10 protein-coding genes and 1 pseudogene are annotated in these 11,928 nt (G+C 55.7%); 3 read left to right on the top strand and 8 right to left on the bottom strand.

Features of this window, described 5'->3' with window-relative positions; all coding sequences use genetic code 11:
* Positions 1-51 precede the first annotated feature (51 nt).
* The 5 genes from A9753_RS08225 to A9753_RS10080 all read right to left on the bottom strand — a co-directional run bounded on the left by A9753_RS08225 (position 52) and on the right by A9753_RS10080 (position 4,307).
* On the bottom strand, positions 52-1,656 hold the full coding sequence (locus tag A9753_RS08225; protein WP_067783409.1) for a terminase large subunit: 1,605 nt from the start codon (positions 1,654-1,656) through the stop codon (positions 52-54).
* Positions 1,657-1,846: 190 nt separating this feature from the next.
* Entirely contained in the window at positions 1,847-2,425 is a 579-nt protein-coding gene (locus tag A9753_RS08230) for a DUF6900 domain-containing protein (RefSeq protein WP_067783039.1), read from the bottom strand.
* Positions 2,426-2,645: 220 nt separating this feature from the next.
* Entirely contained in the window at positions 2,646-2,822 is a 177-nt protein-coding gene (locus A9753_RS09850) for an Nmad4 family putative nucleotide modification protein (protein WP_176702769.1), read from the bottom strand.
* 219 nt (positions 2,823-3,041) lie between these two features.
* Positions 3,042-3,371, bottom strand: coding sequence for a hypothetical protein (locus tag A9753_RS08240; RefSeq protein WP_067783043.1), 330 nt, complete (start codon positions 3,369-3,371; stop codon positions 3,042-3,044).
* Positions 3,372-3,569: 198 nt separating this feature from the next.
* Positions 3,570-4,307: a DUF4314 domain-containing protein gene (locus A9753_RS10080; protein WP_067783045.1), complete on the bottom strand. Its 738-nt coding sequence runs from the start codon at positions 4,305-4,307 to the stop codon at positions 3,570-3,572.
* Between the two features lie 1,613 nt (positions 4,308-5,920).
* Between A9753_RS10080 and A9753_RS08250 the strand changes: the two genes are divergently transcribed.
* Positions 5,921-7,102 carry an MFS transporter gene (locus A9753_RS08250; RefSeq protein ID WP_067783047.1) on the top strand — a complete coding sequence of 394 codons (1,182 nt, stop codon included), beginning with the start codon at positions 5,921-5,923 and terminating at the stop codon, positions 7,100-7,102.
* A gap of 17 nt (positions 7,103-7,119) precedes the next feature.
* Here the strand turns inward: A9753_RS08250 and A9753_RS08255 are convergent, their stop codons facing one another.
* The 3 genes from A9753_RS08255 to A9753_RS08265 all read right to left on the bottom strand — a co-directional run bounded on the left by A9753_RS08255 (position 7,120) and on the right by A9753_RS08265 (position 10,282).
* The gene (locus tag A9753_RS08255; RefSeq protein WP_067783050.1) at positions 7,120-8,364 is read right to left on the bottom strand and encodes a site-specific DNA-methyltransferase; all 1,245 of its coding nucleotides are present in this window, start codon (positions 8,362-8,364) and stop codon (positions 7,120-7,122) included.
* The gene (metK, locus tag A9753_RS08260; protein WP_067783053.1) at positions 8,361-9,629 is read right to left on the bottom strand and encodes a methionine adenosyltransferase; all 1,269 of its coding nucleotides are present in this window, start codon (positions 9,627-9,629) and stop codon (positions 8,361-8,363) included. The genes A9753_RS08255 and metK overlap by 4 nt, the downstream gene beginning before the upstream one ends.
* 86 nt (positions 9,630-9,715) lie before the next feature.
* Complete coding sequence (locus A9753_RS08265; protein WP_067783056.1) at positions 9,716-10,282, bottom strand: P27 family phage terminase small subunit; 567 nt, start codon at positions 10,280-10,282, stop codon at positions 9,716-9,718.
* Positions 10,283-10,445: 163 nt separating this feature from the next.
* Here A9753_RS08265 and A9753_RS08270 point away from each other — a divergent pair, with 163 nt between their 5' ends.
* A complete protein-coding gene (locus A9753_RS08270) occupies positions 10,446-10,901 on the top strand; it encodes a helix-turn-helix domain-containing protein (RefSeq protein WP_067783059.1) in 456 nt (151 codons plus the stop codon).
* Between the two features lie 22 nt (positions 10,902-10,923).
* A pseudogene (locus tag A9753_RS08275) lies at positions 10,924-11,778 on the top strand (IS3 family transposase); the annotation flags it as partial.
* Positions 11,779-11,928 lie beyond the last annotated feature (150 nt).

Genomic DNA, 11,928 nt, shown 5'->3' on the forward strand with positions numbered 1-11,928 from the left:
CGCATGGGAAGCAAACCTGAATAAGGTTATTGTGTTGAAAGTCACGTTTCATTATAGAAGCAGTAGCCCACGCCGATCGTAAACGCTCTCGCTGGCTGGCCCTGCCCCGCATCTAATCGCCCGGTCTAGGCCCATGATGGTGGCGACGACCCCGTCGATTTTCTCGGTGGATTTTTCTTTGTCGGGTTTGATGTTCCCGGCGGGGTCTTGGCGGATGAAAATGTTGTCCATCATCCACCGCAAAACCGGATGCCCATCATGGGCCAGCTTGCCCTCCAGCACCAGCTTCATTAGTTCTTTGGTTGGTGGGGACATGTCTTTAAAGCCTTGCCCGAAGGGAACAACGGTTAAGCCCATGTGGTCGAGGTTTTGGGTCATTTGGACTGCGCCCCACCTATCGAACGACACCTCCCGCAAATCGTAGGTTTCAGAGATTTGTTCGATGGCTTGTTCAATCGCCGTGTAGTGGACCACGTTCCCCTCGGTGAGCTTCAAGTGTCCTTGCCTGACCCAGAGGTCGTATGGGACTCGGTCGCGAAGGACGCGGCGGTCAATGTTGTCTTCTGGGATCCAAAAGTGCGGGACTACAAAGTACGGCTCGCCTGCTTCTTCGGGTGGGAAGACTTGGACGAACGCCGTGATGTCCGTGGTGGATGACAAATCCAGCCCGCCGTAGCAGACTCGGCCCCGCAGTTGCTCTGGCCGGAAGTCGCGCTTGCATGCATCCCACGCTGCCATGGGCATCCACCGCACGGACTGTTTCACCCACTGGTTCAATCTGAGTTGGCGGAAGGAGTTTTCTTCGGCAGGGTTCTGCTTCGCTGACTCGCAGGCCGCCCGCACTTTGTCGATCCCAACCGTGATGCCAAGGGATGGGTTGGCCTTGGCCCAAACGGTTTCGTCGGTCCAGTCATCGTCCTGATCGGCCCCATAAATTACGGGATAGAAGGTCGGGTCAATCTTCCTGCCCTCTAAGATGTCTTGGGCTTTTTGGTGAGTCTCGTAGCAAATCGAGTTGGTGTCCGACCCTGCCGTCGTAATCAAGAAGTAGAGGGGTTGGGTGCGGGCATCCCCACTGCCTTTGGTCATGACGTCGAATAGGCGGCGGTCGGGCTGGGTGTGCAGCTCGTCAAAGACCACGCCGTGAATGTTGAACCCATGCTTGCTGTAGGCTTCAGCGCTGAGCACCTGGTAGAAGCTGTTGGTGGGCTGGAAGACGATCCGCTTTTGGCTGGCCAGAATCTTCACCCGGCGGGATAGTGCGGGTGAGTTGCGGACCATGTCGGCTGCGACCTCGAACACGATGGAGGCTTGCTGGCGGTCTGCTGCGCACTCGTAGACCTCGGCACGCTCCTCACCATCCCCACACGTGAGCAGTAGTGCCACTGCGGCAGCGAGCTCGCTCTTGCCCATCTTTTTGGGGATCTCAACGTAGGCGGTGTTGAACTGGCGGAACCCGTCCGCCTTGAGGGTGCCGAACAGGTCACGAATGATCTGCTCTTGCCAATCAATCAGTTCGAAGGGTTTGCCGGCCCAGCGGCCCTTGGTGTGGGTCAGGGCCTGGATGAACGCAACCGCATAGTCGGCAGAGCGTTTGTCGTAGTGGGAGCCGTCTGCCATAAAGCGGGTCGGCTCATAGTTCTCAAGACGACGCATGGCCATGGCGTTGCTCCCTTCATGGTTTGGTGGCTTGCGGCAGTTCTCTGTGCGGGAATCGGCTGGATTTCCTGCCGTGTTTAAGTGATTGCGGGGTATAGAAAAGGCCCCACCAACTTGGTGGAGCGTCAGTGTTGTGAAAAGAGGGCCAGCCCGCCCGTCCTCGGGGTGGGTCTGGCTAGTGGGCCGCTTAGGCGTTCTTGATTGCCCAGGTCAGGGCTTCTGGGTAGCCTTCGGCGCGCATCCGGTTGAAGTCGAAGCCTTCTTCGTTCCAGGTGGCTAGTTGGTAGGTGCCACCAGGTTGTTTGGTGTAGATGGCGGGGACTTTGCGCCAACCGGTCGCGTTGGCCCAGGTGGTGTAGATCAGCGCGTACTTGTCGCCTCCGATTGGGATCCAGACGTTGTCGATGCCGTGGGTTCCCACCCGGCCTGCCTCGTCCTCATCGTTGAGGGTTTCTGGGGCGGGGTGGATGACCTTGTTGTCGGCCTCGGTGTAGACCTCGCCCTCGCTCTTGACTACCTGTGTGATGCCTTCTGTGTGTGCGGCGTCTAGGCCGGCTTGGAAGGCCTGCTCCATCAGGCGGCGAAGCGACCCGATGGTCATTTCGGCCCAGTCGAAGCCGTCCGAGCCCCTCGATAGGAGCGTGTCGATGCCGGCGTATTCATCAGCGATAGCGATGTCTTCGAGCAGGCGGCGCAGCTCCCCGGTGCTGATGACCTCACTCTTAGCGGCCTTACCGGTGGTCTTGGTGGTGTTCTTGGTGTTCATCGTGGTTACCCTTTCACTCTCTTAGGGCTGTTGCCCTATGGTTTCCTTGTGTAACCATTTACGCTTAGAAACACACTCTTATCCAGCCGGTTTGGCCTTTATTAGCAACGAAAAGCAGCGGTGTACATCTCTAAACCGCCTCCCCAAACAGACCCTGGTCTTGGGTGTAAAAAGACCGCAACCACCAAGCATTGGGTGGTGCGGTTGCGGGGCGCGGTTTTTAGTTGTTCATGGCCCAGGCGATCGCGCTGCCGTTGTCCGCGAAGTACTCATCCGAGGCCGCTACCTGTTCGAGGGCGCATTCGCTGGCGCTGCGGGCGTCCTTACCCCAGCCGGGGACCGGGGCTTCGACCATGCGGTAGGTTTCGGCCTGCCAGCCGTTGTCCTTGCCGCTCATGTAGCGATAGGTGGCGACCAGGACCCTCTCCCATGCTGGAGGATGATGCGCTGGGCGGTGGTCTCGGCCAGGGTCTCCATCGTGGTCTTCGTGGTGTTCATTGTGCTTGCCTTTCCTTGCTCCCTAGCGTGTTCCAGCTGTAACCATTAAGGCTTGAACTTCCACACTTATCCAGTTGTTTCCCGCCTATTTGCAAGGTTTTTCTAGCGGTATGCATCTCTAGTTCACGGCCCGGGCTTGGGCGTGGGCGAAGCCGATGCGATAAGCGTCAATGAGCATGGCACGAAGTTGAACCGTGTCGATTTCGAAGGGCCCGAGATCCTCACACCTAGTTGGGGTCAGGGTGATGAAGTCGGGTTCGTAGTCCTCACAAACCACTTCGAGGGCGCGGATTACTTCAGCGGGTGCTTGGCCCTGCTCGGCGGCGTACCAGGCGGTTGCCCACTCGGGCAGTCCCAGGCAGGCCAGACCCTCAGGCAGCCCCCTGTCGGCCGAAGGTGAGGCGTAGTTGGCGCTCAAGGTGGGTGCGGGGATGGTTGCGGTGGTCATTATTGTCTCCAGATCTCTCGGTGGTCAGCGGGTGCTGGCCGGTGGTTGTGTCAACAACAATCAACGCTTACTTCCACAGTTATATCCAGTCCAAAAGCCGCTTATTCAAAGGGAAAAGTAGCGGTTTGCATCTCTAGTGAAACGCCTGGCCGACACCCTGGTTTTGGTGGGTGCCGGCAGGGTTGAGTGGGGCGGGTTTTAGAGGAGGATGTAGGAGTCCTCCCCAGGCACCAGCCCCAAGGTCGAGCCGTTATCCCACGCCACATGCAGCGTCCCTAGGTCATCGACATGGTTAATGGTGCCCTCAGTGCCCGGGGTGAGGGTGGTGTAAGGGTCGCTCGTGTCATCGAGGCGAACCCTGCGCCCCACCAGCGACGGCTTCACCGCAGGCTGGACATCCTCGACTGGTGGGGTGCGCCAAGCCGCCGAACCCGCCAGGTCACCCATCAGCGTCTTGCGTAGCGCCTTGTGTTCGGGGCCGATGAAGCCCAGGCGCAGCAGGAAGCAGCGCATCACATACCTTGGATTCGCCTCCGCCTTCGCCTTAGCAGTCACCCGCTTGGCATCCCGAGCCATGGTGAGCATCGCACCAAACAACTCGGTGAGGGCATGAGCCTGAGCTGGGGTGCAGGGGCGAGCGATCCAAGGCATCGAAACCGTCTCGTCGGTGACCTTGATGGGCAGGTCCTCAAGGTTCAGAGCAGCCTGAATCAGCGGACCCTTCGCACTCACCAGCGCCTGGAACCGCTCTAGGGCAGCATCGGTGAGGGTAGTGCGCGGGATGGTGACAGTCACGCCGTCAGCCACCAACTCTTCTGGCTCTACCTCGACGGGTTTGGTGGTGCGGGGTTGTTTGGTTTCAAGCCAGTGACGTAGGTCGAAGAGGTTGTCTGGGTAGAAGTCATCCTCCCCAAGCAACCCCAGCAGGTCGCGCACATCCTTCTTAGAAGGCCCCTTCCCCTCCCACCTGATCGTGCCGTTACGGGCGACGATTGCGGGGCCGACCTGGTACTCATAACTGAGCGCACCAAGGTGCGGGGCTTGGTGTCGTAGAGGGCTTGGAGGTTGGTGACGATGTTGGAGCGTTTACCAGCCGGCAGGTCATAGTCGAAGGTGACTGTCTGAGTGTTCATGGTTGTGTGTTCTCCCTTGTGAGTTATCGGGGTTTTTCTGTCAACAACATGAACCCTTAGAAACACAGGTTTATCCAGTCCAAAATCGGCTCAAACGCCAAGGAATGTAGCGTTCTAGAGCACACCTCAAAGTAAGGCTTTGGCTGCCCCGGATAAGTGGTGGCATCACTTATCCGGGGCCAGAAAGCCAGTCAGTTCCCACACAGAGAACTAGGTGGTTGCGTGCTTGGCGATTTGGTTCATGACGAACTGAGCGCACGACAATGCGATCCCGTTGCACCACATCCTGTATAGCGTTCCGTCAAGCAGAGACCTTATCAGCCACCTGAGGAGCTAAGCATCCGTCTCGGATTGCATCAACCCGCGTATGCGTGCGTCGGTGAGAAACCTGCCGCCAAAACACCAAGTCCTCATCACTAACATTGGCATGGGTGAGGTTGTCCGTCCAACGGTCGTGAAAGCCCTGCAAACGCGAGTACTGGGTTGGAGTCAAGTACCCCGGGCGGCAAGTAGTAATAGTGATGGGTAGTCTTTTCGTATCCCCTGCGGTCAATCCAGGAACAATCCCATTCCCAATTCTGGGATATAAGATCTTCGTACAAAAGGAGGCTGTGATAATACCCCAGCTTCCATGTGAACATCTAGGCAATGTGCAATAGAAGCCATCAGTTGGTTGACACCCTATGCTTCATCTGTATAGTGCGCTCGTCCGAGCAATTCCCAGGCTCGGAACGCACAAACGAGAAGGAGGTGCCATCATGAAGAAGGGTGGAATTAGCACTCGTCCCCGTCCGGGTATCATCTGATCGTCGGATATACAGACATGGCGCATCCTTTTCTCTAGAAAGGATGCGCCATGTCTGTATGAAGAAGAGTACTTGATTCTTTCTGCTCGCTACTGCTGTCAACTATTTGCGTTTCTCAAATCTTCTTTAAGGCTAACGTTGATGTAGAATAAAAAACTGCAATTCGCACGCTCGACACGCAAGTAGAATTCCTGTTTAAGCAATATTTTAAGTTAATGAGCCAATCGACCAAGAGTCTACTTTCCAGTTTTTCTCGTTACATGAACTCACACCTTCAGGAAAACTCGCAAGATTTAACTCTATTTACTGGACAACTTACAAGATTGCGAGAACTTCGCGTAGTCGCAGAATCTCTAGCGGAGAAGAGCCAATACCTTAGCGAGAGTTCACTGCTACAAGAACAGTTTTGGGATGACGATGAGTACACGGATCTTTTTACCCGATGCTGCCTTCTAATCTGTCACGCAAATGAATGGCAATGTAATTTTGCTAGAGCAACAAACTTAGAATCTTCAGATGAGGACCTTCGATGAGTCAGGTAATTTCTTCTCCCTTTAGGAATCGAGATTTCCGGCTATGGTTTTCTGCCGAGACTCTTCTTACGGTCAGTATGAGTTCTCAGCTCGCAGTGTCTTTACTTCTCATTGATGTCTCAGGATCAGTCTCTAGCGCTGGCCTGCTTTCCAGTGTAGTGGCGGCTATGGAGTTATTAGGCGGAATCTTGGGCGGAGCCTTAGCTGACGGGTATTCTCGCAAAACCGTAATCCGACGTTGCGTGATGACGAGTGTCGCCTCAATCGCCACACTCATCCTGGTTCTTTCAGCCTATTTCAATGGATTGGTTTCTGCTCAGTGGCTCATCATGGCGGCTGTTTCACTCATCACGATGATTGTGGCCGCCAGTGAGACTCTGGCCGATCCGTCGATGGATGCCGCTCTGAAGGAACTCATTACTCCTGAACAATTTCCTCGCGCTCTCAGCGCCGCACAGGCTCGAACGTCTCTGGTCTCATTGGCGAGTCGTCCCGTAACAGGACTGCTCTATGGGGTTACTCCGGTGTTACCGTTTCTGGTACGTCTGGCTTGCGACAGCAGTTTTTTGGTACTCCTGCACAAGGTGACGGCGTCTTTTGACCCTCCTGGTGCTTACCCGGGCCATTCCCGTCCAGGGTTGATCTCGTTGTTGTCCTCCTACCGAGAGGGATTGCGTCATGTGTTCGGGGATCCTGTTATCCGGATTGTGATGCTCTGTGCGCCATTGGTTAATCTCCTGGTCTTTACGGGGACGAGTTGGGCTGTCTTTTCTCTGCGTTCGGCAGGGACCTCAGCACTGTCTGTGGGGCTTGTGACATCCGGTTTCACCATCGGGAGTTTGGTGGGTGCCGCTGCTGCACCATTGCTGACTGATCGGGTAGGGTCTGGCAGGCTCGCCATTGCTGGGCTGCTGTGGATGGGCGCCTCCTTCTTCACAATGTTTTCCCTGCATGAAAGCCACTACGCACTTTTTGCAGTGGCCATTCTCGGGATGATCCCCTCAGTCTCGATCGGGAGTGGGCTTTTCGCTCACGTTTTTGCACGCACACCCTCAGAGATTCAAGGACGCACCTTTGGCGTCTTTACCCTCGTCAATGGACTCGCCACAATCGCGGCTCCTACCCTGGCCGCCTTCGCTGTGGATCATCAGCAATCCCAAGCTTTGAGGCTAGGTCTCACAGTCTTGGCCTCAGCAGGAATAGCGATCCTCGCCCTCACCCGTGATATCCGTCAATTGCCAGCATTACGGGAACTCTAAAGACTCAGACACACACTTCACGCCATGGCGCCGGCGTCGGGTTGGGCTTGCTCGAATGAGAGTTCGACGCCATCACGGATGACTTTGATGCCGCTGGTGGCTCCTGCGAGTTCGCGGTAGCGGTTGATGATCACATCGGCGTACTTCGGATCGAGTTCAACCAGTCGTGCGACCCTGCCTGTTTGCTCTGCAGCAATAAGTGTGGAGCCGGATCCGCCGAAGGCATCAAGCACCACCTGATTGCTCAGGGAGGAGTTAAGGATTGAGTAGGCGATGAGCTCCACCGGCTTCATCGTCGGATGATCCGTGTTTTTGCGGGGCTTGTCGAAACGCCAGATGGTCGATTCCTTGCGTCCGGTGTACCACTGGTGGCGTCCCGTTTTCTTCCATCCGAACAGGACTGGTTCATGCTGCCACTGATACGGGGACCGGCCTAGCACGATGGATTGCTTGACCCAAATACAGCAGCCTGAGAGGTAGAACCCGGCGTCGTCGAAGGCCTTGCGGAACGCATAACCCCCAGTATCGGAGTGGAAGACGTAAATACTGGCGTCGTCAGCCATCACACTCGAGACAGCGGTGAAGGCTTTGGTCAGGAAAGCGACAAAGGAGTCGTTGTCCATGTGATCGTTCTGGATAGACCCAGCCGTGCCTTGGTAGTTGACGTTGTATGGCGGGTCAGTGACCACCAGGTTCGCCTTCTCATCACCCATTAGGACAGCGAAGGTGTCTGAGTCGGTGGAGTCCCCGACAATGAGGCGATGCCGGCCGAGCTGCCAGATGTCCCCAGTGCGGGACATGGCGGGTTTAGCCAGCTCTGCCTCAACATCGAAATCATCTTCCTCAATGCCACCGGCCAACTGGTCACGAAAGAGGGCATCGACTTCGGCTGGGTCGAAACCCGTCAAGGTCACATCGAAGTCCTCAGCCGTAAGGTCCGCAATCAACAAGGCCAGTTTGGACTCATCCCACTCACCCTTGACCTTGTTCAAGGCAACGTTGAGCGCCTTCTCCTTGGCTTCGGGAAGGTCGACTACGACGCATTCAATTTCGGTGTGTCCGAGTGCGGTGAGGACTTTGAGGCGCTGATGGCCTCCCACCACACGGCCGGTCGCCTCGTTGAAAATGACCGGTTCTACGTAACCGAACTCCTCTACGGAGCGTTTGAGTTTTTCGAACTCGGGGTCACCGGGCTGGAGGTCTTTGCGTGGGTTGTAGTCCGCCGCTTGAAGCTCAGAGACCGCAATCTTCTTGATATTCACTGCCCAGCCTCCTTGTTGGTTTCGCCGTGGCGGGCCTTGGCATGGTTGATGACGTCTTCTTTGAGGTGCCAACGGTCGAACTTTTCTTCCCAACCCGGGTACACACCGTTCACGTGTCCGAAGTGTCCGTAAGCGCTGTAACGGGCAAAGCCATGGCGGCGCAGGTGGAAGCGGTCAATGATCGCTCCCGGCCGCAGCGAATAGAACTCCGACAGGGCGAGGCGAATGTCCTCATCCGTGACCTCTGGGATATGGGTGCCGTGGGTGTCGACGTCGAAGGCGACCGGGTCGGCCTTGCCAATCGCGTAGGAGATGCTGACCGTGCACCGCTTAGCCAAATGTCCCGCCACCACCTGCTTAGCCAGAAACCTGGCCATGTAAGCACCCGTGCGGTCGACCTTCGTCGCGTCCTTACCACTGAACGCGCCACCACCATGGGGCGCGTGACCGCCATAGGTGTCGACCATGAGCTTGCGGCCCGTCAGGCCGGTGTCTGCTCCAGGTCCGCCTTTGACGAACCGGCCCGAGGGGTTCACCAGGACGGTGGTGTATTTGAGGGTGTCGATGCCGATGGCCTCAAGGGATGGGGCAACAATCTTGGAAATGACTTCCCGGCGTAACTCCTCCAGGTCCTTGGCCGCATTATGCTGGATAGATACCACGACGGTGGGTGCAGTAATCGGAGTGCCATCCTCATCAACGGTGAGGGTGACTTGGGCTTTGCCATCCGGGCCGATACCAGCAATGGTTCCTTGCTCACGCGCCTGGTCCAAGCGCGCGCTAATCTCATGGGCAGCCACAAGAGAGTCTGGCAGGAAATCCTTGGTGGCATCAGTGGCGTAACCATAGACGGTGCCTTGGTCGCCCGCGCCGAGGTCGCTAAACGCCCCAGCGTGTTCCGCGCCACCTTCGCGGGTCTCCAACGCCGTGTCCACGCCACCGGCAATGTCGCTGGACTGGCGGGTGACGTTGACACTGACGAGGTATTTCCACGGCTGATAACCGAGCCGGGCTAGGGTCGAGCGCACAATGGAACGGATCCGCACCCGCCCATTGCAGGTGATCTGCCCGGCCACGGTGATGAGGTGGTTGGAGGCCATAACCTCCACCGCACAACGCGAGGCTGGGTCTTCCCACAGGCAGGCATCGAGAATCTCATCGCTAATCCGATCACACACCTTGTCCGGGTGACCAGCACAAACAGACTCACTAGTCTCTAAACGGATAGCACGCGGGGTCTTTGAAGCTAGAGCAGTAGAAGTCATGGTTAGTCCTTTGAGTTTGGTGGGCGGAAAACAAGAAGACCCCCACCAAAACGGTGGAGGCCAAAAAGAAAGAAGACAGACCCTAGTTAGCGGCTTTGCAGGAGCCTCTCCATCGGGTCCGAAGGCAGCGGGGTGTAGTCGGTGGTGCAGTTGGCTTTGACGATGTCGAAAATCTCGTACCAGAGCACATTCGCCTGCTTCTGAAACGACTGCGACATGGCCACAAACGGCGAAGCAATCGCCGCACCAGTTGTCGGGTGCTTGCTGAGCAGGCCGAAATCACCGATGGCTTTTTCGCATTGGATGAAGCGGGCGAACGACTGCGCATACGCCTCAAGCAGGCGTTTGGAGACGAACTGGGTGCAGCCCTTATCGGCCAGCCACTCCCACGTCTCCCGATAAATCTCATCAGCCCCAAGCGGACTACCATCCCTCTGCTGCGCCGCCAAATACGCGGACGGCTCGGGCATATCCACGCCGGCCAGCAGTGCGCCCTCGTCTGTGTCGCTGCCGGTGAAGTCATACGGCTCGGGCGGACCATCAACGCTCAGGATGCGTCCGGTGCGGCCATCGGCCAGGCGGTCTGCAAGCGGTTCGGGTTTGGTGCCTGCGCGGACGCGGCGTCCGCCCCTGTTCGTGCCATCACGAGCCATATGATCATTCACCTCCAACCATGGGATAAAACGCGAAATAACGGGCAAAAACCCGCGCACAGGCGGGCCAGAAATGTGCGGGTGGGAGAGTCGATGGGGGGTGCATAGAACCCCAAAAGTTGGACTGATATTTATCTGTGTTTCCAACCAGGAGGGTTAGTCCATGAGAGATGACAGCAAGTTGACTCAAAAGCAGCGTGAAGCGGCGGTTGATCTATTTGAACAGGGGTATGGCGAGTATTCTGTTGCAAAAGAGTTAGGGGTTTCTCGTTTTCCTATCCATAGTTTGTTTGACCGCTGGCTCACTCACGGGAGGGCCTGTTTGACACCTAAGAAAACAAAAACGATGTACTCAATGGAGTTCAAAAAAGAAATCGTTCGCAGGTATCTCAGCGGCGAAACAGCCCGGATGCTCACGAACGAGTTTGAATTTTCTTCAGAAGAAATCGTACGAGGATGGGTGCGACTTTGGCGTAAGGGTGGTGACAAAGCATTACGCTCAAAAAAGCGTGGACCCAGAAGAAAAAGCTCTGAACCCCCAACTACCAATTCCGATCTTAGAGCGGAAAATGAACGCCTTCGAGCAGAAGTTGCCTATCTAAAAAACTTCAAGACTTGAGGGAGTAGCGGCAAGATCAAAAACTAAAATCATTGCAACCCTCAAGTCCGAGCACCCTTTGCCTCTTCTGTTGAAGATTGCAGGTATTGCACGTTCAACCTATTACTACCATCTATCTAAACTAGAACGTGCAGACCGCCACCAAGACCTCAAGGCGGAGATCGTCTCGATATTTAGAGCTAGTAAGTCACGGTATGGGTACCGAAGAGTCCGCCGTACCTTGGTTCGGCAAGGATGGACAGTCTCTTGGAAGTTGGTCGCAAAGTTAATGCGTCAGATGGGCCTAAGAAGTAAGACGAGGCGCAAAAAGAACTACTCTTCTTTTCGCGGGAATACTAGTAATACTGCTCCAAATGTTCTGGAACGGAAATTTGCAACTGATGCACCAAATCAAAAATGGGTCAGTGATATCACCATGTTCCAACTTAACGGGAACAAACTCTATCTCTCTCCAGTGATTGATTTGTTTGACCATTCTGTGGTGTCGTTTACTATCGGTACAGCACCCACTACTCGCCTAAGTTCAGAGAGCCTAAGAAAGGCTTTCAAGAATGCCGGGCATCCAGAAAATGTGCTGGTACATACTGATCAAGGTTTTCACTACCACCATATTTCTTGGATTTCTCAATTGAAGTCTCACCGCTGCGTCCAGTCGATGTCAAGGAAAGGAAACTGTTACGACAACTCTGTTGCGGAAAACTTTTTCACGCACCTTAAACAAGAGATGTTTGTCGGTGAAAAGTTTGCAAAGATCGCCGATTTAACCCGAGCGATTAAAACTTACATTCTCTGGTACAACGACGAACGCACCCAAGAACGACTTGGCGGAATCACTCCCCACGAACTGCGTCAAGATGCCCTCGACAGAGCGGCTTAGGATAGAATCAAAGTGTCTAACTTTTGGGGTTCTATACAGGGTAATACCCTGTTTGATTCGGGGAGTTTGTGCGCGAGGGGCCACGCCCGCTGAAACCCCGTACAGGCCCAGAGATTGAGACCGCCCCTCCCCAGGCTGGGGCCAGGGTCC

This window comes from Actinomyces vulturis, assembly GCF_001687305.1.
Lineage (GTDB): Bacteria > Actinomycetota > Actinomycetes > Actinomycetales > Actinomycetaceae > Actinomyces > Actinomyces vulturis.

Excerpts from the sequence above, each read along its gene's own strand:
- A9753_RS08240 (WP_067783043.1), bottom strand. The coding sequence starts at position 3,371 with ATGACCACCGCAACCATCCCCGCACCCACCTTGAGCGCCAACTACGCC.
- A9753_RS08250 (WP_067783047.1), top strand. The coding sequence starts at position 5,921 with ATGAGTTCTCAGCTCGCAGTGTCTTTACTTCTCATTGATGTCTCAGGA.
- A9753_RS08230 (WP_067783039.1), bottom strand. The coding sequence starts at position 2,425 with ATGAACACCAAGAACACCACCAAGACCACCGGTAAGGCCGCTAAGAGT.
- A9753_RS08265 (WP_067783056.1), bottom strand. The coding sequence starts at position 10,282 with ATGGCTCGTGATGGCACGAACAGGGGCGGACGCCGCGTCCGCGCAGGC.
- A9753_RS08225 (WP_067783409.1), bottom strand. The coding sequence starts at position 1,656 with ATGCGTCGTCTTGAGAACTATGAGCCGACCCGCTTTATGGCAGACGGC.
- metK (WP_067783053.1), bottom strand. The coding sequence starts at position 9,629 with ATGACTTCTACTGCTCTAGCTTCAAAGACCCCGCGTGCTATCCGTTTA.
- A9753_RS09850 (WP_176702769.1), bottom strand. The coding sequence starts at position 2,822 with ATGAGCGGCAAGGACAACGGCTGGCAGGCCGAAACCTACCGCATGGTC.
- A9753_RS08270 (WP_067783059.1), top strand. The coding sequence starts at position 10,446 with ATGAGAGATGACAGCAAGTTGACTCAAAAGCAGCGTGAAGCGGCGGTT.